This is a genomic window from Rhodococcus sp. 21391 (assembly GCF_016772255.1).
Lineage (GTDB): Bacteria > Actinomycetota > Actinomycetes > Mycobacteriales > Mycobacteriaceae > Rhodococcus_F > Rhodococcus_F opacus.
In genome coordinates this window covers 1,847,053-1,867,886 of record NZ_CP063781.1, presented here as the reverse complement: position 1 = coordinate 1,867,886, position 20,834 = coordinate 1,847,053, and the positions used below count along the sequence as shown (strand labels likewise).

Sequence of the window (20,834 nt, the reverse complement as noted above, 5' to 3'; positions counted from 1 at the left end):
CGTCAGCCCCCGATCGCTGCCAGGTACTCGCTGTAGAACAGCGCGAGCCCGATCGCGGAAGCGATGGCGGCCAGCAACCAGAACCGGATGATCACCGTGGTTTCCGCCCACCCGGCGAGTTCGAAGTGGTGGTGGAACGGAGCCATCCGGAACACTCGTCTCCGGCTCGACCGGAACACCGCGACCTGGATCACGACCGATGCCGCCTCGGCGACGAACAGCGCGCCGATCACGACCATCAGCAGTTCGGTGCGCGTCGTGATCGACAGTCCGGCGAGCATGCCGCCGAGTGCCAGCGAACCGGTGTCGCCCATGAAGATCTTGGCGGGCGCCGCGTTCCACCACAGGAATCCGATGCACGCACCGGCACCGGCCGCGCAGATCAGGGCCAGATCGAGCGGATCGCGGACGTCGTAGCAGCCCTTGCCGGGACTCGTCTCGCACGCGTTGCGGTACTGCCAGAACGTGATGATCACGTACGCGCCGAGCACCAGGCTCATGGAACCGGCAGCGAGACCGTCCAGTCCGTCGGTGAGATTGACCGCGTTCGACCAGGCGCTCACCAGGAGGTAGCAGAACGCGACGAACACGACGGAGCCCATCGTGACCGTCGCGATGTCACGCACGTACGACAGGTGCTCACTGCCCGGCGTGAGGTCGTTGGCGCCCCGGAACTGCAGCGCGAGAATGCCGAACGCCACTGCCGCGATGAGCTGGCCGACCAGCTTCGCGGTCTTGTTCAGACCGAGGTTGCGCTGCTTGCGGATCTTGATGAAGTCGTCGAGGAATCCGACCCCGCCGAGCGCCGTCGTGAGACCGAGAACCAGCAGTCCCGATGCCGACGGCCCGTCCGCGTTGTAGCCGATGCCGATCAGGTGCGAACCCCAGTAGCCGGCCCACAGTCCGGCGAGGATGGCGACGCCACCCATCGTCGGGGTGCCGCGCTTCGACTGGTGGCTCGCCGGACCTTCGACACGGATCTCCTGACCGAATCCCTGACGGGAGAAGGCTTTGATGAGAACGGGGGTCAGCAGAATCGAGACGGCGAGCGCGATGCCCGCCGCGAAGAGGATCTGTCTCACCGCGTAGCCTCCGAACCCTTCTGTCCCGTGCTTCCCGCCAACACCGTGTCCGCAACCTCCCACAATCCGATGGACTGCGACGCCTTGACCAGCACCAGATCACCCGGCGCCAGTTCCTGTTCGAGCAAGGCGACCGCACCGGCGATGTCGGGGACGAGGATCGACTCCTCGCCCCACGAACCCTCCATGACCGCACCCTGGTGCATGGCGCGGGCGGGCCTGCCGGTTCCGACGATGATCAGCCTGCTCACGTCCAGCCGGACGGCGAATCTGCCGATGGCGTCGTGTTCGACCACTGATTCTGGACCCAGCTCGGCCATTTCTCCGAGCACCGCCCAACTCCGGCGCGCCGCACCCCGGCCCGTCCTGGCCATCGACACCAGCGCCTTCAGGGCCGCCCGCATCGAGTCGGGGTTCGCGTTGTACGAATCGTTGACGACGGTCACACCGTCCGGCCGGTCGCGGACGTCCATCCGGCGCGCCGAGACGGCGGCGGCACCGGAGAGGGCCAGCGCGATCTGCTGGAGGTCCGCCCCGCATTCGAGCGCCACCGCCGCTGCGGCGAGCGCGTTGCCGACCTGGTGTTCGCCGTGCACGGCGAGCTCGACGGTCACACTGCCCGCCGGCGCCGTGAGAGTGAAACGCGCCCTTGCCTTCTCGTCGAGCACGATGTCGGTGGCCCGCACGTGCGCGGACTCCGACTGGCCGACGAGGACCACCCGGGCCGACGTGCGCGGGGCCATGGCTGCCACCAGCGGATCGTCTGCGTTGAGGATCGCGACGCCACCGTCGTCCGCCGAGGGCAGCGACTCCGCGAGTTCGCCCTTGGCGGCGGCGATCGCATCACGCGAACCGAATTCGCCGAGGTGCGCCGTGCCCACGTTGAGGACGACCCCGATCTTCGGGGGTGCGATTGTCGCGAGGGAGGCGATGTGGCCGCGGCCGCGGGCCGACATCTCCAGAACCAGGTATCCCGTGTCCGCGTCCGCGCGGAGGGCGGTCCACGGGTGGCCGAGTTCGTTGTTGAACGATCCGGGCGGCGCGACGACGGGGCCGAGGGGGCGCAGGACGGCGGCGAGCAGATCCTTCGTCGACGTCTTTCCCGCCGATCCGGTGACGCCGACGACGGTGAGCCCCTTCGCGGTGAGGTCGTCGACGGATGCGCGCGCGAGCTTCGCGAGGGCCGCGAGCACGGCGGCGCCCGATCCGTCGGTGTCGTGCTCGAGTGCCATCGCCTTGCTCGGGATGTCGCTCGGTGTCGGGGTGACGACGACCGCGGGGACGCCGACCGGGCGCGCCGCCAGGACCGCGACCGCACCGGCCTCGAGCGCCGAGGCCGCGTGATCGTGGCCGTCCACTCGGGCGCCGGGCAGGGCGAGGAACAGACCCCCGGCGGTGACCTTCCGCGAGTCGAACTCGACCGTTCCCGTCACCTCGGCCGACGGATCGGCGACGTCGTGCAGTTCGCCGCCCACGATCTCGGCGACGCGAGCGAGTGTCATCGGGATCATCGCGCTCCTCCGACCTGTCGCTCGATCGCGTCGCCCAGTACGTCGCGGTCGTCAAATGGGTACTTCACCCCGTGTATCTCCTGACCGATCTCGTGTCCCTTGCCTGCGACCAGAACCACGTCGCCTGCCTGCGCCCAGCCGACGGCGTCGGCGATCGCCTTCGCTCGGTCCGCTACTTCCCACACCTGTCCCCGCTCGGATTCGGGCACTCCGAGAGCGCCCTCGCGGACCGCGGCCCTGATCTTCGCCGGATCCTCGGTGCGGGGGTTGTCGTCCGTGATGATCAGAAGGTCGGCTCCGCGCGCCGCCGCGGCGCCCATCAGCGGCCGCTTGCCTGCGTCGCGATCGCCGCCCGCACCCACGACGACGGCGACGCGGCCGTGCGCCTGCTCGCGCAGCGTCGCGATCACGGCCTCGACCGCTGCGGGCTTGTGCGCGTAGTCGACGACGGCGAGGAAGTCCTGCCCTCGGTCGATCCGCTGCACCCGGCCCGGCACGTCGACCCCGGCGATGCCCGCGACGGCGTCGCGCGGATCGACACCCAGCGCCGCGCACAGCGCGACGGCAAGGGAAGCGTTGGCGACGTTGTACTGCCCCGGCAGACGGAGCTCGACGTCGAGTGTGGTGCCCTCGGCCGTGGTGAGCGCGAAGGTCTGCGAGCCCGAGGACGACACCGTCGCCGGGCCCGCCGTCCACACCGCGCCCTCACTCTCCGGCGTGGTGCCCACCGTCGTCACCATCGAGTGCGCGCCGCGCGCGACGTCGGCCATCCGCTGGCCCCACACGTCGTCGACACAGATGACGGCGTGTTGTGCATGGACGGACGAATCGGCTGCGAAGAGCCGCGCCTTGGCGGCGAAGTAGTCCTCGAAGTCGCGGTGGAAGTCCAGGTGGTCCTGGGAGAGGTTCGTGAACGCGCCCACGTCGAAGCGGACCCCGTCGACGCGGCCGAGCGACAGCGCGTGGCTGGACACCTCCATGACCACCGTGTCGACGCCCTGCTCGAGCATCACCGCGAACAGGGCGTGGAGCTGCGGCGCCTCGGGCGTCGTCAGTGCGCTCGGCACCCGGCGGCCACTCATCCGGGTCTCGATGGTGCCCACGAGACCGGTCGTCCGCCCCGCGGCGGTGAGCGCGGCCTCGACGAGATACGAGGTCGTGGTCTTCCCCGACGTCCCGGTGATACCGATGACCTGCATCTTCTCCGAGGGCCGGCCGTAGATGGTGGCCGACAGCTCGCCGAGAACACCCCGCGGGTCGTCGTGGACGAGCACCGGCATGTCGGAGCCCAGTGCGGACACCAACTCGAATCCGGCCTCGTCGGTGAGGATCGCGGTCGCGCCGCGGGCGAGAGCGTCGGCGGCGAATTCCGCGCCGTGCGCGCGGGCCCCGGGAAGGGCCGCGAACAGATCGCCCTCGATGATCCCCTGGGCGCGGAGATCCACCCCGGTGACGATCACGTGCTCGGCGGTTCCGGTGGGTGCCTCGACCCTCGCTCCGGCGAGCGCTGCCAGAGCGCTCACCGTGGTACGGACCGGCTGGGCGGGGCGAAGGCTGTCTGTGACCTTCGCCTCCACTGACGCCGACTGCGGGCGGGACGGAACAGGCACCGGGCTCCTCTCGGATGTCGACTCTCACTGACAACGGCGTAGTGCACGGATCGATACAGCGTGCTACCTCGGCAGTTCCCTGCGTCCACGGAAAAGTCCGTGTCCACTGAACGGCCGACGTGTCAGATTACCGCGAGAGCTCTCGGAACCCGATTCGGCCGACCTTCGCTCAATCGGCCTGCAGCACCAGCCTGCGTCCGGGGTCCGGGGACATCGGCACGCTGTCGCGTTGCAGCATCCAGGACGCGATGTTGTGGAACAGCGGTGCGGCGGACTGCCCGCCGGAGCCGTCCGCGCTGCGTGTCGGCGCGTTGAGCATGATTCCGACGACGTACCGCGGGTTGTCGGCCGGGGCGATCCCGGCGAACGTGATCCAGTAGTTCGAGTTCGAGTAGCACTTGCAGGCGGGATCGACCTGCTGGGCGGTGCCCGTCTTGCCGCTGATCTGGTATCCGTCGACGGCGGCCTGCACCCCGGTACCCCGCTGGTTGCCCGTGTCGTCCTGGGTGACGGACCGGAACATGTCGCGAACGGTGGACGCGGTCTGGGGGCTGACGACCGTCACCTCCTCGGGCGTCTCGGTCTCGGTCCGGTTCCCGGACGCGTCGACCGTCGCCTTCACGATGCGCGGCGGGATGCGGACGCCGTCGTTGGCGATCGCCTGGTACATGCCGGTCATCTGCAGCAGTGTCATCGACAGGCCCTGGCCGATCGGCAGGTTCGCGAACGTGCCCCCCGACCACTGGTCGCGGCTGGGGACACTGCCGGCGCTCTCACCTGGGAGCCCGACGTCGGTGCGCTGGCCGAGACCGAACCTGGACAGCATGTCCGCGTAGCGGTCCTCCCCCACGCGCTGGGCGAGCATCAGAGTGCCCACGTTGGAGGACTTACCGAATACGCCTGTGGCCGTGTACGGGGCGACCCCGTGGTCCCAGGCGTCCTTCACCGACACACCCGACATCTGAATGTTGCCGGGGACCTCGAGAACTTCGTCCGGTGTGGTGAGCCCGTACTCGATCGCGGCCGCCGCGGTGACGATCTTGTTGACCGAGCCCGGTTCGAACGGCGTGCTCACCGGCAGGTTGCCCATCTCCACGGTCCGCGGATTGTTGCCCACCCCGATCGCCGGATTGAACGTGCTGTCGTTCGACATCGCGAGCACCTCACCGGTGTGGGAGTCGAGCACGACCGCCGACGCGTCCTTCGCACCGGACTTGTCCTTCGCCATCTGCACCTGCTGCTGGACGTAGTACTGCAGGTCGGAGTCGATGGTGAGCTCGACGCTCGACCCGTCCACCGCCGGTTGCTTGTCGCGCCAGCTGCCGGGAATCACCGCGCCGTCGGAACCTCGGTCGTAGGTCTGGGAGCCGTCGGTGCCGGCAAGAGTGGAGTCGAGCGAGTCCTCGAGGCCGAGCAGTCCGTGACCGTCCCAGCCGGTGGCGCCGACGAGGTTGGCGGCGAGGGATCCGCCGGGGTACTCGCGGATGTCCTGGCGTTCGAGTCCGACCTCCGGGAACTTGTCACTGATCTGCGCGGCGATGTTGGGGTCGACGCTGCGCGCCAGATAGACGAACGTGTCGTCGCCGTGCAGTTTCTCCTTCAGATCCTTCTCGGGTGCGGCGTCGCCGAGCCGGTCGTGGATCTCCTTCGCGATAGCGTCGAGACGGGAGTCGACGTCGGGGGCGGTGTCGCTCTTGGCCTTCGCCTCCTCGAGTTCCTTCCGCACCCGTGGGGGCTGGAACGTCAGGGCCTTCGCTTCCATCGTGAATGCGATGGGGTTGGAGTTGCGGTCGGTGATCGACCCGCGCAGCGCCGGATCCACCTCGGTGGTGGTGCGCTGGTTCGCCGCCTCCGCGGACAGTTGTGGTGCGTCGATGACCTGGATCCACAGAAGTTGCACTGCGGCGAGGCCGAGCGCCAAGAACATCACCAGGCGTCCGTACCGTTGTCTGAACGGAAAGGACGCCGAACCGGCGCCCTTGGGGCGCCGGGGACGACTTCTCGGTGCGCTTCGACTCACCGGCGACCGCCGGACGGTGGAGCAGTCGTCGGAGCGGTGGTCGAGGGGATCACGGGAACCAATTGTTCACCCTGCGCTTGGATCTCGGTGCCATTGCCGGGCTGCGGCGTGGCGCGCGGCGACTGCGTCGTCGTCCCGCGGTTGGGGGCGGTCGCGACGGCGTTGCCACGCTGGGTGGGCGGGGCGACGTCCAGCGGCGGCACGGGTGCACCCGACGCCGGGGCCGGCTTTCCGACGACCTCGACGCTGCCGTCGGGGTGGACGACGAGGCGAGCGGGATCGTTGGCGGGCACCATGCCGAGCTTGGCTGCTTCCTCCGCCAGTTTCGGGGCGGAGTTGGCGGTCTCGACGTCACGCTCGAGTGCCGCCTTCTCCTCCGCGAGCGACTGGTTGTGAGCGCGGGCGGCGCTCAGCTGGTACGAGTCCTCCGCGGATCGGGTTGTCAGCAGCAGTGTCATGGCCAGGCCCATCGCGAGCAGAACGAGGATCGTTGCCACGAACGGGATGCGGGCGGTGAGCGTGCCGGTGCGGTTCTTACCGGAGACGGCGATCGCGGATCCACTGTGCACGGCCGCGCGCTGGGTGCGCTTCTTGTACGCCCGCTCAGCCGCGCCCGTCCGGGCGGTCGCCCGCGCGGGCCGCATCTCGGTGGAACTCACCTGAACCGTCATGCCGCCGACCTCCTGGCAATTCTTTCTGCAGCGCGCAAACGCACCGGGGCTGATCGTGGGTTCTCTTCGACTTCCTGCTCGGACGCCCGCTCCGCCCCTCGTGTGAGGATCCGGAACTCCGGTCCCATCCCCGGCAGTTCGACAGGAAGCCCCTCGGGGCTCTTCGACTTCGACCTGGGAGTGATTTCCTGCTTGACGACCCGGTCTTCCAGGGATTGGTACGACATGAACACGACGCGTCCCCCGACGGTCAACGCGTCGAGTGCTGCCGGGACCGCGGCGCGCAGTGAATCGAGCTCGCCGTTGACCTCCACTCGAAGGGCCTGGAACGTCCGTTTGGCCGGATGTCCCCCGGTACGGCGGGTCGCCGCAGGAATGGAGCGATACAGCAGTTCGACCAGCGCTGCGCTGGTGGTGAACGGCTCCTTCGCGCGCTGCCGGACGATCTCCGACGCGATCTTGCCTGCGAAGCGCTCCTCGCCGTACGTGCTGAGGATGCGAGCGAGGTCTCCGTGGCTGTACGTGTTGAGGACCTCGGCCGCGGTGATGCCGGTGGTCGGGTCCATCCGCATGTCGAGGGGCGCGTCGATCGAGTACGCGAATCCCCGATCCGATTCGTCGAGCTGCATCGAGGAGACACCGAGGTCGAAGAGGATCCCGTGCACCGACTCCTGCGCGGGGAGGCCCGCCTGGGCGAGCGCATCCTCGATGCCGTCGTAGCGGGTGTGCACGAACGTGATGCGATCGGCGAACGGAGCGAGCCGGCCACCGGCGATCTCGAGCGCGTGCGGATCACGGTCGAGGGCGATGAGCCTCAGCTGAGGGTAGGTCCGCAGGAAGTGCTCGGAATGACCACCGAGACCGAGGGTCGCGTCGATCATGACGGCTCCCCCGCCCTGCGGGTCGTTCACGGTGAGGGCGGGGCCCAGCAGTTCGTCTGCGCGGTGAAGCAGAACCGGGGTGTGACCGAAACCATCGGCGGGCGAGGAATCTTCCCCCTCGTGATCCACCATGATCCCTCCGGCTCCTGCTCTGTGGTGCGGGTGAAGCGCCCGAAGCCGGGGTTCACTGCTCGAACTTCTCTTGTCGGCCAGTTGCCGTGGCGAATGCTTCGAGGTCCCTGCCCGAAATGAAAACCTGGCGCTGGGGAAGTGCGTCAGGGTTCCGTCGGACAGAGGCCTCGCGGCATTCGCGGGGACGCGGTCACGCTCAGACGATCTCGCCGAGCGCGACTCCTGTTGCCTGCGAGTAGTTCTCCTCGTTCGCCTCGACGTAGGTCTGCCAGGCTTGCGCATCCCAGATTTCGAGGAAATCGACCGAACCGATCACTACGCAGTCCTTGGAGAGACCCGCGTAACGACGGTGATCTGCCGAGAGGGTGATGCGCCCCTGGGCATCTGCGTGCTGCTCGTCGGTACCTGCCGCCAGTCCGCGAACGAAGGCTCGCGCCTCCGGATCGCTTCTCGACGCGGCCGCGGCCTTGCGTGCGAGAGCGGTGAATTCTTCCCGGGGATACACCGCGAGGCTGTGATCCTGACCCTTGGTGACCATCAACCCTCCCGCCAGCGCATCCCGGAACTTTGCGGGCAACGTGAGCCGCCCCTTGTCGTCGAGCTTCGGCGTGTAGGTACCGAGAAACACTCGACACCTCCCACCACGTTCGTATCGAACGCCGTATGCCCGGGCGGTTCACCTTCGCTCCCCGCTGCGCACCACAGTACCCCACTTTCCCCCACTCACAAGGTGGATAACAGCGTGTTGTCGCCCAATTTGCCCAATACTTGCTGGTCAACGCTTATTGCAGAAGGTGGGGGAAAATTCCCGACGTGATCACCGACACGAGCCGAGCCGATCGGGCTCGGTCACACATCAGCCTAAAAAGCAGTAAAAGCCCAGGTGAAAGCACAACGCGAGGGGCCGGCGCCCCCACCTCGCGGTTCATCGCGGGGCGCAGGGGGGAAAGTGGGGAAACGGGGTGGGTGAGGGTGGGGATTCGTGGGCAGGAACGTTCACTGGCCCCACCGGATCGACCCCGACCTACCGCACCCAAGCGACCCTGCACCGCCCGGACACAGCAGTGGCGGCGTGGCATCACCTGCCACGCCGCCACTGTGCTGCCGAGCGGGTCGAACTACTCCTGCTCGAATCTCTTCTTGAAGCGGTCTTCCATTCGAGACGAGAATCCGCCACTCTTGCGCCCGCCTCGGGGCTTACCGCGATCGGCACGGCCGGTCTCACCTTGCGTGGTCGAGCCACCACGTGAGGACTGTCCGGACTTGCTCTTTCCTCCACCCCACAGGAGGAGGACTCCGGCACCGAACATGACGATGAAGCCGATCAGGCTGATGACGGGAAAACCGCCCGGCTTGATCGGAAGGGCGACGCCGGCAATGAGCAGGACCAGCCCCAGAACGAACAGGGCCACCGCCTGCAATCGACGACGACTCGATGCCGCACGCATGCGACCGCCTCGCACAGTGGAGGCGAACTTGGGATCCTCGGCGTAGAGAGCGCTCTCGATCTGGTCGAGCATGCGCTGCTCGTGCTCGGAGAGTGGCACGGTACCTCCCCCGGCACTGGAGTGTTGGCCACCGCCTCACGGTGCGAGACGGTGGGTAACCGACTTTGGCGGCTACCTAGATTTAATAATACGAGCAGTTCGATCCCCGTACCACCTACTCCACGTACGAGTTCGACACCAACCTTACGGACTCCCGCACCGAACCCCGTTCGGGGCACCGCAATGTCGCGGACGCCTCACCGTTTTGCCGCCGTTTGCGGCCCACAGCCCGGTCTACGACGCCCGCAGATCGAGACCTGCGCGACGTCCGATGTGATCTTCGACGTGCTGGAGAAAGCGTCCGACCTCGACAAAGAACTCGTCCGCCTCGAGATCGGTGAGGGTACGCGACATTCCTGCCTCGATCGCGGCGCGGGTGGCCGAGTGCCCGGCGAAGTAGTCGGCCCAGTTCACGAATTCCGGCGCCGCGGCGGCCATGAGAACCCAGGCGTTACGCGTTCGTGTCCGTCTGCTCCCCGCCGCAGGCCCCTCGACGGCGGCCAGCACTGCGCCCGCGCCGCGGAGCGCGGCCAGATACGCACTGTGGAATCGATCCGCCGGCCCACCGGCCCCCACCGATTGGGCGAGGAGCGCGTCGGCGCGATCGAGCAGCGTCGAACCCCGCCTGGAGCCCGGGTTGCGTATGTCACCCGGTCGGCGCGAGTTCCCAGAGGCCGGTCCCGTGACCGGGTTCGTCATCACTTCGAACACCTCCAAAACCCCGGTGCAACCACCCCGCCGGGCGTAGTCGGTTCGTGAGTTCGGGGGCCGGCGATGCTCGCTTCCCTCGAGCATCGCCGGATCCCCGCTATCGAACATCCGTTCGACCTATTCAATATAGCTGGACCCACCGACACGTCGTCAAGAGAAAGGTGAGACCGGTCGACACGAACGCTGATCAGACTCCACTCGTGGTCGAACTCACGGCCACCGAGTTCCGCGACCGCCTGCACGAGGCGCTGTCGATCTACGTCGCCGCCATGGGCTATCCCCACGGCACCGAATACCACCGGGCGCCGATGTGGAACGAGCACCTGCAGCGATCGGGGTGGCGTGGCGTCGGCGCGCTCGTCCCGGCCGGTGACGGATCCGCCGACACCGCGGCCGCCCGTCTCGTCGCCGTCGCCTACGGCTACCGCGGGGCACCCGAACAGTGGTGGCATCAGCAGGTCCGTTCCGGTCTGCGCCACACCGGGTGGACCCGGGACCAGATCGACGTGATCCTCGGCAACTACTTCGAACTCACCGAACTCCACGTCCACCCGGACGCCCAGGGACATCGGCTCGGCGAGACCCTGCTCCTCCGCCTCCTCGACCACAGGCCCGAACGCGGCGTGCTGCTCTCCACCCCGGAAGTGGCGGACGAGGACAACCGCGCATGGCGGCTGTATCGCCGCCTCGGCTTCAGAGATGTCCTGCGTCACTTCCGATTCGCCGGGGACAACCGGCCGTTCGCCGTACTGGGACGCGGGCTTCCCCTGTGATCGACGCGGTGGTGGTGGGATCGGGACACAACGCCCTCGTGTCGGCGTGCTACCTCGCGCGGTCCGGATGGTCGGTCGAAGTGATCGAACGCGACACCGTCATCGGTGGCGCGGTGTCCACCGTCGAACGCTTCCCCGGGTACAAGGTCGACCGCGGGTCGTCCGCGCACATCATGGTCCGTCACACGGGGATCGTCGAGGAACTCGACCTCGGCGCGCACGGCCTGCGGTACCTCGACTGCGATCCGTGGGCGTTCGCCCCCGCCCCCGCGGGGTCGGATCGGCCGGGGATCGTGTTCCGCCGCAGCCTGGACGCGACGTGCCGGTCCATCGAGGAGTCCTGCGGCGCCGCGGACGCCGACGCGTACCGCCGGTTCGTGGCGGTGTGGGGTCCGCGCAGCGCACGTGTCATGCGCGCGTTCTCGAATCCGCCGACCGGGCCCGCGCTCCTCTCGTCGTTCTGGGGGCTCGACACGGGCGGCGGCGGCAGCGACCTCTCCCGGCAGTTCCTCGGTTCCGGCGACGCGCTGCTCGACGAGTACTTCGACGACGAACGCCTCAAGGCCGCCCTCGCGTGGTTCGGCGCCCAGTCCGGTCCGCCGATGTCGGAGCCGGGGACGGCGCCGATGGTCGGATTCGCCGCCCTGCTGCACACAATTCCGCCCGGCCGTGCCGTCGGCGGCAGCGGAGCCCTGACCGCCGCTCTCGCCGCGAAGCTGCGCGCCGACTCCGGGACCGTCTCGCTCGGCGACTCGGTGGTCTCGCTGAGCCGCGACGGCGACTCCTGGACGACGCGGACGGCGTCCGGACGGGAGATCCGCTCACGTGCGGTGATCGCGGGCTGTCACGTGCTGACCACGCTCGGCCTGCTCGAGCGCGGTGGGTACGACGCGCTGACCCTCGACCGGTGGCGTCGCCGGATCCGCGTGGGCCCGGGGATCGGGATGGTCGTGCGGCTGGCCACCGACGCCCTCCCCGCCTATCCGAGTGCGTCCGACGCGTCGGTCACCCACGGGCTGCAGTTGCTGGTCTCGGATCGCGCACACCTGCGGCTCGCGCACGGCGCGGCACTCGCCGGAGAACTCCCGCCGCGGCCCGCCGTGCTGGGAATGAGCTTCAGCGGCCTCGACCCCACCATCGCACCCGAGGGCAGGCACCAGGTGACCCTGTGGTCGCAGTGGCAGCCGTACCGGCTGACCGGCGGCCGGCGCTGGAGCGACCTCGCCGGACCGGAGGCCGATCGGATCGTCGCGGAGATCGACGCGCTGGCACCCGGTTTCGGTGAGTCCGTCCTCGACCGGCACGTGCAGTCGCCGCAGGACCTCGAAAACGAGATGGGGTTGCTCGGCGGCAACGTCATGCACGTGGAGATGTCGCTGGACCAGATGATGATGTGGCGTCCGCTCCCCGAACTGTCCGGACACCGGGTGCCGGGTGCCGACCGCCTGTACCTCACCGGCGCCTCGACCCATCCGGGTGGCGGGGTGTCCGGCGCGAGTGGCCGCAGCGCTGCACGCATCGCGCTCCACGACGACCGGCGGGGTCTGGGACGCCTGCGGCGCCGGCGATGACCTCCCGCCTGCCCCTGCTGCTCGCGGGCGCGGCGATCGCGGCGCAGATCGTCTACCCGCTGGTGCACGGCGGGACCCGTGACGTCGTCACCGTCCTCGTCGTCGCGCTGCTCGCCGCGGCGTCCGTCACCCACGCGGCCGCGACCAGGGGTGCCCGCTGGACGGTGGGACTGGTGCTGGTGACCGCGGGGCTCGGTCTGTGCTCCGAGATCGTCGGCACGGCCACCGGCTTCCCCTACGGCTGCTACGACTACAGCGTCGGCCGGCTCGGCCCTGCACTCGCGGGGGTGCCTCTGGTGGTGCCGTTCGCCTGGACGGCCGGGTTCTATCCGGTGTGGTGCGTGGCGTCCGTGCTCGCGCGCGGCCCGTACCGACGGCTGACGCGCATCGCACTGACGACGATCGGTGTCGTCGGCTGGGACCTGTACCTCGACCCGCAGATGGTCGCGGACGGGCAGTGGCACTGGTGTGTCACCGACGCCGGCCTGCCCGGTGTCGAACACATTCCGCTGACCAACTACGCCGGGTGGTTCGTCGTCGCCGCCGTGATGGCCGTCGCCGTGGACCGGATCGACCGCCGTCTGGACGCCGGGACCCGGCACCGTGACGGTGTACCGATCGGGTTGTTCCTGTGGACGTGGCTCGGTTCGGCGCTGGCACACTCGGTCTTCCTCGGCGCCCCCGAGTTGCGGTATTCGGCGATCTACGGGTGGTTGGCGATGGGAATCCTGGGAGTTCCCCTGCTCGTGTCGCTGCTTCGGCCGCGCGCCCGGCGACCCCGGACCCACGACACGCACCCTCACGCCTGACACCGATCCACTCCCCTGGCACGATACGACTGTGCAGCCGCCCTCAGTTCCGACCTCCACCCGCTCGCGGAGGGCCTTGTCCCTCGCGGCCCTCGGCCTCCTTCTCGTGCCCCTCCTCGCGGGATGCCTGCGGGTTCAGGTGTCGATGGGGGTGTCCGCCGACGACCGGGTCTCCGGTCAGATCGTCGCGGCCGCCGTGCCGGCGAACGATCAGGACAAGGGCCCGCAACTCACTCCGCCCGACTCGCTGTCGGGCAAGGTGCGCGTCCAGGAGTACAAGAAGGACGGGTACGTCGGCAGCCAGGCGTTCTTCAGCGACCTCACGTTCGGCGACGTGCAACAGCTCGGCTCCATGTCCGAGCAGGCCAACGGAAGTTTTCAGATCTCGCTCAAGCGGACCGGCGACCTCGTGACCCTCGACGGGAAGGCCGATCTCGGTTCGGTACCCGCCCAGGGCACGGACGTGCAGTTCACGATTGCTTTTCCGGCGCGCGTCGCCACCACCAACGGCACCCGGGAGGGCGACTCCATCGTGTCGTGGAAACTTCCCGCCGGCGACACCTCGACGATCCGCGCCGAGGTGCGGTACTCGGACCCCAGCACCCGCAGCTTCGCGGGCTGGGCGGGCATCATGGCCGGCGTGACGCTGGGCGTCGCCGTGATCGTCGGTGCGCTGGCCTGGATGGCCCGCAACAAGGATCCGGTGATCGGCAGCGGTCGCGCACGGGACCACTCGGAGGTGTGACCTCTCCGCCGATCGAGTGGGTCGTGCGGATCGGCTCCCTGATCTCGGTTCTCGGTCTCGTCACGGCCGGCGCCAACCTCGTCCGCGCCCCACGGCTCCCCACGGCGACCCGCCCGGTCACCGAACCCGTCACGGTCTGCATTCCGGCCCGGGACGAGCGTGACCGGTTGCCCGACCTGATCGGCGACCTGCGAGAGCAGCGAGGCGTCGGCGACCTGCGGGTGTTCGTCTACGACGACGCCTCCACGGACGGGACGGCCGAGGTCGCGGAGGCCGCGAGCGGCGCGGACCCCCGCTTCTCCGTGGTGCGGGGAACCGCGGAACCGCCGTCGGGCTGGGTGGGCAAACCCGCGGCCTGCCATCGGGTGAGTGAGCACGCCTTCGCGCAGGGCCGCGGTGACGGCGGGATACTCGTGTTCCTCGACGCCGACGTGCGGTTGCGTCCGGACGCCCTGACTGCCGCCTGCGCCGTGCTGCGCGAGTCCGAGGCAGCGCTGGTCTGCCCGTGGCCGTTCCAGCAGGCGGGGTCGGTGACCGAGGTCCTGGTGCAGCCGCTGCTCGCGTGGTCGTGGGCGGCGACACTGCCGATCCGCCTGGCCAACCGGTCGCGGCGCCCGTCGACGGCCGTGGCCTGCGGGCAGTTCATGGTCTTCGATTCCGCCCGGTACCGCGGGGTCGGGGGCCACCGGGCCGTCGCGGACAGCGTGACCGAGGACCTTGACATCGCACGGTTGCTCCGTATGCGGGGTCGTGCGAGCACACTGGTCGTGGCCGGCCGGTCGGCGTCGTGCCGGATGTACGAGGACGCCGACGCGCTGCGCCGCGGTTACGACCGCTGGCTGTGGACGGCATTCGGCTCCCGCCTCGGCGCCGTCGCGGTGCTCGGTGCGGCAAGTGTGGCGTACCTCGCGCCGCCGGTCGCGTTCGCGGCCGGACGGGGACGCGTGCGCGGGTGGGGTGCGGTGGGGTATCTCGCCGCCACGGCGTCCCGGCTGTGCGCCCGCGCACTGGAACGGGAGGGCCGCCTCACCGGCGCCGACGTGGCCGGCGCGGTCGCGCACCCGCTGTCCGTCGCCGCGGTGACGGCCCTGACGGTGTCGTCACACCGCAATCATCGACGCGGGCGCACCCGATGGAAGGGGCGGACGCTCAGCTGACCCGCGCCGGGGTGACCGGGGTGGGATCCGCCACACCCGAACCGACCTTGTCGCCGAGCCGGGCCAGCACCTCGCTGGTGGCGCGCGCGAAGTTGAGGGTGATGAAGTGCAGGCCGGGCGCACCCTCGGCGATGAGACGTTCGCTCATCTCGGTGGCGACGTCGATGCCGATCTCGCGCACGGCGGCGCGGTTCTCCTCGGGACCGTCCCCGGCGGCCGTGGCCAGACGCTTCTCGAGGTGCGCCGGGAGACGCGACCCCGACAGTTCGAGCACGCGGCGGACCGACCGCAGCGACGTGATCGGCATGATCTCGGGGATGATCGGCTTGGCTCCCTGCTCGGGGTCGTACGCCGACACCCGGTCGCGCAGGCGCAGGTAGTCGTCGACGTCGAAGAACATCTGGGTGATCGAGTACTCGGCGCCGGCCCGCAGCTTCGACACCAGGTACCGGGTGTCGTGCGCGAGATCGGGCGCGCGGTAGTGGCCTTCGGGGAACGACGCGACGCCGACGTGGAAGTCGCCGAGGTCGCGGACGAGCCGGACGAGGTCCTCGGCGTACTCGACGCCGTCCGGATGCTTCTCCCACTCGCCCAGCGGGTCGCCGGGCGGGTCGCCGCGCAGAACCAGGATGTTGCTGATTCCGCGGTCGGCGTAGGCGCCGACCATCGACCGCAGTTCGTCGACACTGTGCGACACGGCAGTGAGGTGCGCGACCGGCAGGAGGGTGGTCTCCTCGGCGAGCTGGCCGGTGACGCGGACCGTGCGGTCCCGCGTCGACCCGCCCGCACCGTAGGTCATGGACACGAAGGCCGGACCCAGCCGCTCGAACTCCCGCACCGCACGCCACAGACGAGCCTCGGCGGCCTCGTCACGCGGCGGCGAGAACTCGACGGAAAAGGGGACCCGGCCGTCGCTGGACGACCGGATCCGGTCGACGATGGACGGAGTGCGGGTCACCCAACCTTCGCTGGCCCGCCCCCTGACGGAATCGAATGTCACCCGTCCAGCATAGGTAGTGCCCAGGGCAATGCACCCACTGCGTCTACACGGGGCGGCGGGATCCGGGTATCCGGCCACCCGGGAGGGCGCCCACTATGGTGGTGTCGACGCCTGTCGCCGGTCTCGGCGCGCACGCGAGAATTCGATCCTGGAGGCAACACTGTCCGTTGGAACGCGCCCCGCCGCCCTCGCGGCCGAGGTCGAAAATGCGCTTCGCGACTTCTTCACCAGCCGGCAGGACCTCGTCGACTCCGTGGGCGGTGGTTACCGCGAGGCCGTGACCACCCTCGAAGACTTCGTCCTGCGCGGAGGCAAGCGGGTCCGTCCCGCCTTCGCGTGGACCGGCTGGCTCGGGGCGGGCGGCGACCCTCGCGACCCCGAGGCCGGACCCGTGCTCCGCGCCTGCTCCGCGCTGGAACTGGTTCAGGCCTGCGCACTGGTCCACGACGACATCATCGACGCGTCCACGACGCGCCGCGGGTTCCCCACCGTCCACGTCGAATTCGCGGAACAGCATCGTGCGGGGGCGTGGAGCGGTGATTCCGCTCACTTCGGCGAGGGCGTCGCGATCCTCCTCGGCGATCTCGCGCTGGCCTGGGCCGACGACATGATCCGCGAATCGGGCATCACCGCGGACGCGTCGGCCCGCATCTCCCCCGTCTGGTCCGCGATGCGCACCGAGGTGCTCGGCGGGCAGTTCCTCGACATCAGCAACGAGGCCCGGGCGGACGAATCGATCGACGCCGCCATGAAGGTGAATCGGTACAAGACGGCGGCATACACCATCGAGCGGCCCCTGCACCTCGGTGCGGCGCTCGCAGGCGCCGACGAGACCCTGGTCTCGGCGTACCGCCGTTTCGGCACCGACATCGGTATCGCCTTCCAGCTCCGCGACGACCTGCTCGGCGTGTTCGGCGATCCGGCCGTGACGGGCAAGCCTTCGGGCGACGACCTGCGGGCGGGCAAGCGCACCGTCCTGTTCGCGATGTCGCTGCAGCGCGCCGACGCCGAAGACCCCGCGGCGGCCGAACTCCTTCGCGAGGGCATCGGCACCGATCTGTCCGATTCGGACGTGGACACCCTCCGGGCCACGATCACGTCGCTCGGCGCGGTCGCGGACGTGGAGAAACAGATCGAGGAACTCGTCGAGAACGCGCTGTCGACGCTGGCGGCGAGCACCGCCACCGCGGAGGCGAGGCAGCAGCTCACCGAGATGGCCGTCGCCGCGACGCGCCGCGACTACTGAGGGTCCGGGGTGGCCCGCGCGCTCCGGACGGTTCCCGGCCGCACCGATCACGTCGTGGTCGTCGGTGCCGGCCTCGCCGGTCTCTCGGCCGCTCTGCACCTCGCCGGATCGGGCCGGCGCGTCACCGTCCTCGAACGGGAGTCGTCACCGGGCGGCCGGGTGGGCACCTACCGTGGTCCCGGCTACGACATCGACAACGGTGCCACCGTCCTCACGATGCCCGAACTGGTCGGCGAGGCCCTGGCCGCGGTCGGCGCGGATTTCGAGTCCACCAGTCCGGCACTCGTCCTCGAGCGGCTGGCGCCGGCGTATCACGCGCGATTCGCCGACGGTTCCTCGCTGGACGTGCACTCCGATCCCGAGGCGATGGTCGCCGAGGTCAGCCGGGTGTGCGGGCCGGAGGAATCGGCCAGGTACCTGCGGCTGCGGCGATGGCTCGGCCGGATCTTCGACGCCGAGTACCACCGTTTCATGGACGCGAACTTCGACTCGCCGCTCGATCTCGTCTCGTCCCCCGCGGCCGCGCGGGATCTGCTCACTCTCACCGCCCTGGGCGGGTTCGGCAGGCTCGGAGCCCGGGTCGACCGCACGATCACCGATCCGAGACTCCGCCGGATCTTCACGTTCCAGGCCCTCTACGCCGGGGTCGCTCCCGCCGACGCCCTCGCGGTGTATGGCGCGATCGCCCACATGGACACCTCGCTCGGCGTCTACTTCCCCCGGGGCGGGATGCGCTCGATCGCGCTCGCCCTCGCCGACGCCTTCACCACCGCGGGCGGTGAGATCCGGTTCGACACCGAGGTCGCGGCGCTCGAGCGAAGCGGCGACCGCATCGGCACCGTCGTCACGGCTGCGGGTGACCGCATCGACTGCGACTCGCTGGTACTCACCCCGGACACCGCCGTCGTCGACGCACTGCTCCGCCCGGTGACACGCCGGACGCCCCGCCTGGTGCGGGTGTCACCGTCCGCCGTGGTCCTGCACGGGACCGTCCCGACCGCGGTCGCGTCGCAGTGGGCCGCCCAACGGCACCACACCATCGACTTCGGTCATGCGTGGAAGCGGACGTTCGCGGAGATCACCGCCCGCGCGGGGCGCGGACGGCTCATGACGGACCCGTCGCTGCTGATCACCCGGCCCGCCCTGTCGGATCCGGGCCTCGCCGTGGACCGGGCGGGCACTCCGTCGGAACCGCTGTCGGTGCTGGCCCCCTGCCCGAACCTGCACAGCGCACCGCTGGAGTGGTCGTCGCTGACCGGCCCGTACGTGAACGAACTGCTGCGCGAACTCGAGACGCGCGGGTACACCGGAATCGCGGAGAATTTCACGATCGACCACGTCGACACCCCCCTCACCTGGCTCGGCAAGGGCATGGCGGCGGGCAGTCCGTTCGCGGCGGCGCACGTGTTCCGGCAGACCGGACCGTTCCGGCGCCCCAACCTGGTCAGGGGGCTGGACAACGTCGTGCTCGCCGGTTCCGGCACCGTCCCGGGGGTCGGAGTTCCGACCGTCCTGCTGTCGGGGAAGCTCGCGGCCGCCCGCATCACCGGGCCCACCCCAGCACGAAGTGCGGAAAGACCTACCGCAGCACGAAGTGCGGAAAGACACACGAAAGCATCCAGTGCGGAAGGATAGGGCGAGGCGTGGCGGGAACTGGTGCCGGCAGCAATTAAACTGGTTCCTCGACCATGCGATGCGCACGACGACGAGCGCACCGACCGCAACCGAACGCACCTCGGGGGAGGAATCTGCACTCATGACGTCCTCTGCCCGGCAGGCGACCGTCGCCGCTGCGACGCCCACGCCGCAGCGGTCGTGGCCCCAGACCACCGCCGACTTCCTCCGCAGCCCCGAGGGGCACGCCGCCATCCTCGGTTTCGCAGGCGCCGTGATGATCACGTTCGGTGGTTTCGGTGCGGGCAGCGTCCGCCGCGAGGACCCGCTCCTGGAGGCGATGCACCTGTCGTGGCTCCGGTTCGGTCACGGTCAGATCCTGTCGACGGTCATAGTGTGGGCGGGTGTCGTCGCGATGATCACGGCCTGGGTGCGGCTGGGCCGCGCCACGCTCGGCGGCGACGTCACCCTCCGGCAGTTGCGGATGGTCGTCCCGGTGTGGACGGTGCCGCTGCTGCTGGCCGTGCCGATGTTCAGCCGGGACGCCTACTCCTACCTGGCGCAGGGTGCGCTCCTGCGTGACGGGTTCGACCCCTACGCCGTCGGGCCGGTGGTCAACCCGGGCGTGCTCCTCGACAACGTCAGCAACGTGTGGACCACCACCACCGCGCCGTACGGTCCGCTGTTCCTGCTCCTCAGCCAGGGGATCACGGGGCTGACCGGCGACAATGTGATCGCCGGGACGATGCTTCTGCGCGTGACGATGCTGCCCGGACTCGCGCTCATGGTGTGGGGAGTCCCGCACCTCGCGCGCCACCTCGGCGGTAATCCGGCGATCGCCCTGTGGCTCGCCGTGCTCAATCCTCTGGTCCTCGTCCACCTCATCGGCGGTGTCCACAACGAACTGCTGATGGTCGGCCTGATGATCGCCGGCATCGCGCTCGTCCTCGAACGTCACCATCTCGCCGGGATCGCCCTCGTGGCGGTTGCGGTCGCGATCAAGGCGACCGCAGGCGCCGCGCTGCCCTTCATGGTCTGGATCTGGATGCTCCACGAGAGGGAGAAGGCCGAGGCGGAAGGGCGCACACCCGCGTCGCCGCTCGCGTCGTTCGCGAAGACCGCGGGCGCGGGATTCGCCGTGTTCGTGGCCGTCTTCGCGGCCGCGTCCGCCGTCGCCGGTGTCGGGCTCGGCTGGATGACCGCGCTGTCCGGGTCGAACAAGATCATCAACTGGTTGTCGCTGCCGACGATCCTCGCCCACATCGTGACCGTCGGAACGTCGTGGTTCGCGGAGCTGCGGCTGGGTGAGGTGCTGGCCATCACCCGCCCGATCTGCGCGGTCGCCCTGGTCGCGATCGTGCTGGCGGCCTGGTGGCGCTACCGGAAGACCGAGCGTGAGGCGATTCTCGGAATTCTCATCGTCCTGGTCGCGATCGTGATCCTGTCGCCCGCGGCACTGCCCTGGTACTACTCGTGGCCGATCGCCATCGCGGCCGGCTTCGCGTTGTCGACGCGGACCCTGATGGTCCTCGTCGGGTTGTCCACCTGGTTGATGCTGGTCTTCCAGCCCGACGGCTCGATCGGTCTCTACACGTTCGCGCACGTCGTGCTCGCGACGTTCGCCGCGGTCGTCGCGGCGGTATCGCTCCGCACGGTCGATCCGCTGCGGCTGCGCGCACCCCGGCCCGTCGAGCACGAGCGCACCTCCGGTCTCGCAGGTGCTGCGACGTCGTCCCGCGTCGAATGACCGGTCG

Annotated in this window: 18 protein-coding genes; 8 read left to right on the top strand and 10 right to left on the bottom strand. The window is 69.5% G+C overall.

Annotated features, from left to right (window positions below):
* Nucleotides 1-2 precede the first annotated feature (2 nt).
* The 9 genes from mraY to GO592_RS08820 all read right to left on the bottom strand — a co-directional run bounded on the left by mraY (nucleotide 3) and on the right by GO592_RS08820 (nucleotide 10,153).
* Nucleotides 3-1,082: a phospho-N-acetylmuramoyl-pentapeptide-transferase gene (gene mraY, locus GO592_RS08860; RefSeq protein ID WP_005247625.1), complete on the bottom strand. Its 1,080-nt coding sequence runs from the start codon at nucleotides 1,080-1,082 to the stop codon at nucleotides 3-5.
* Nucleotides 1,079-2,593 (bottom strand): UDP-N-acetylmuramoyl-tripeptide--D-alanyl-D-alanine ligase, encoded by a 1,515-nt coding sequence (locus GO592_RS08855; protein WP_007297443.1) that lies wholly within the window; start codon nucleotides 2,591-2,593, stop codon nucleotides 1,079-1,081. The genes mraY and GO592_RS08855 overlap by 4 nt, the downstream gene beginning before the upstream one ends.
* On the bottom strand, nucleotides 2,590-4,203 hold the full coding sequence (locus GO592_RS08850) for a UDP-N-acetylmuramoyl-L-alanyl-D-glutamate--2,6-diaminopimelate ligase (protein WP_007297444.1): 1,614 nt from the start codon (nucleotides 4,201-4,203) through the stop codon (nucleotides 2,590-2,592). The genes GO592_RS08855 and GO592_RS08850 overlap by 4 nt, the downstream gene beginning before the upstream one ends.
* A gap of 169 nt (nucleotides 4,204-4,372) precedes the next feature.
* Entirely contained in the window at nucleotides 4,373-6,223 is a 1,851-nt protein-coding gene (locus GO592_RS08845) for a peptidoglycan D,D-transpeptidase FtsI family protein (protein WP_039951275.1), read from the bottom strand.
* On the bottom strand, nucleotides 6,220-6,894 hold the full coding sequence (locus GO592_RS08840) for a hypothetical protein (RefSeq protein WP_007297446.1): 675 nt from the start codon (nucleotides 6,892-6,894) through the stop codon (nucleotides 6,220-6,222). The genes GO592_RS08845 and GO592_RS08840 overlap by 4 nt, the downstream gene beginning before the upstream one ends.
* Nucleotides 6,891-7,907, bottom strand: coding sequence for a 16S rRNA (cytosine(1402)-N(4))-methyltransferase RsmH (gene rsmH / locus GO592_RS08835; protein ID WP_007297447.1), 1,017 nt, complete (start codon nucleotides 7,905-7,907; stop codon nucleotides 6,891-6,893). Before rsmH ends, GO592_RS08840 begins: the two co-directional genes overlap by 4 nt.
* Before the next feature lie 196 nt (nucleotides 7,908-8,103).
* Entirely contained in the window at nucleotides 8,104-8,535 is a 432-nt protein-coding gene (gene mraZ / locus GO592_RS08830) for a division/cell wall cluster transcriptional repressor MraZ (protein ID WP_005247637.1), read from the bottom strand.
* A gap of 490 nt (nucleotides 8,536-9,025) precedes the next feature.
* Entirely contained in the window at nucleotides 9,026-9,454 is a 429-nt protein-coding gene (locus GO592_RS08825; RefSeq protein ID WP_005247640.1) for a DUF3040 domain-containing protein, read from the bottom strand.
* Nucleotides 9,455-9,688: 234 nt separating this feature from the next.
* The gene (locus GO592_RS08820) at nucleotides 9,689-10,153 is read right to left on the bottom strand and encodes an SAV_6107 family HEPN domain-containing protein (RefSeq protein ID WP_237720420.1); all 465 of its coding nucleotides are present in this window, start codon (nucleotides 10,151-10,153) and stop codon (nucleotides 9,689-9,691) included.
* A 173-nt stretch (nucleotides 10,154-10,326) separates the two neighbouring features.
* Here GO592_RS08820 and GO592_RS08815 point away from each other — a divergent pair, with 173 nt between their 5' ends.
* The 5 genes from GO592_RS08815 to GO592_RS08795 are packed head-to-tail and all read left to right on the top strand — an operon-like array spanning nucleotide 10,327 to nucleotide 15,220.
* Nucleotides 10,327-10,938, top strand: coding sequence for a GNAT family N-acetyltransferase (locus GO592_RS08815; RefSeq protein WP_005260186.1), 612 nt, complete (start codon nucleotides 10,327-10,329; stop codon nucleotides 10,936-10,938).
* Entirely contained in the window at nucleotides 10,935-12,509 is a 1,575-nt protein-coding gene (locus GO592_RS08810; protein ID WP_007297449.1) for a phytoene desaturase family protein, read from the top strand. The genes GO592_RS08815 and GO592_RS08810 overlap by 4 nt, the downstream gene beginning before the upstream one ends.
* Nucleotides 12,506-13,318 carry a carotenoid biosynthesis protein gene (locus GO592_RS08805; protein WP_007297450.1) on the top strand — a complete coding sequence of 271 codons (813 nt, stop codon included), beginning with the start codon at nucleotides 12,506-12,508 and terminating at the stop codon, nucleotides 13,316-13,318. Before GO592_RS08810 ends, GO592_RS08805 begins: the two co-directional genes overlap by 4 nt.
* A gap of 31 nt (nucleotides 13,319-13,349) precedes the next feature.
* Nucleotides 13,350-14,063 (top strand): LppM family (lipo)protein, encoded by a 714-nt coding sequence (locus GO592_RS08800; protein ID WP_037204868.1) that lies wholly within the window; start codon nucleotides 13,350-13,352, stop codon nucleotides 14,061-14,063.
* Nucleotides 14,060-15,220, top strand: coding sequence for a glycosyltransferase (locus GO592_RS08795; RefSeq protein WP_007297451.1), 1,161 nt, complete (start codon nucleotides 14,060-14,062; stop codon nucleotides 15,218-15,220). Before GO592_RS08800 ends, GO592_RS08795 begins: the two co-directional genes overlap by 4 nt.
* On the opposite strand, the gene metF is transcribed toward GO592_RS08795, so the two are convergent.
* Nucleotides 15,213-16,178: a methylenetetrahydrofolate reductase [NAD(P)H] gene (gene metF, locus GO592_RS08790; protein ID WP_005260176.1), complete on the bottom strand. Its 966-nt coding sequence runs from the start codon at nucleotides 16,176-16,178 to the stop codon at nucleotides 15,213-15,215. The two genes, GO592_RS08795 and metF, sit on opposite strands and share 8 nt — an antisense overlap.
* 70 nt (nucleotides 16,179-16,248) lie before the next feature.
* On the opposite strand from metF, the gene GO592_RS08785 reads away from it, so the two are divergent.
* From GO592_RS08785 to GO592_RS08775, 3 genes are all read left to right on the top strand, one after another.
* Entirely contained in the window at nucleotides 16,249-17,466 is a 1,218-nt protein-coding gene (locus tag GO592_RS08785; RefSeq protein ID WP_007297452.1) for a polyprenyl synthetase family protein, read from the top strand.
* A 9-nt stretch (nucleotides 17,467-17,475) separates the two neighbouring features.
* Nucleotides 17,476-19,101: a phytoene desaturase family protein gene (gene crtI / locus GO592_RS08780; protein WP_007297453.1), complete on the top strand. Its 1,626-nt coding sequence runs from the start codon at nucleotides 17,476-17,478 to the stop codon at nucleotides 19,099-19,101.
* Between the two features lie 121 nt (nucleotides 19,102-19,222).
* Nucleotides 19,223-20,827 carry an alpha-(1->6)-mannopyranosyltransferase A gene (locus tag GO592_RS08775; RefSeq protein WP_007297454.1) on the top strand — a complete coding sequence of 535 codons (1,605 nt, stop codon included), beginning with the start codon at nucleotides 19,223-19,225 and terminating at the stop codon, nucleotides 20,825-20,827.
* Nucleotides 20,828-20,834 lie beyond the last annotated feature (7 nt).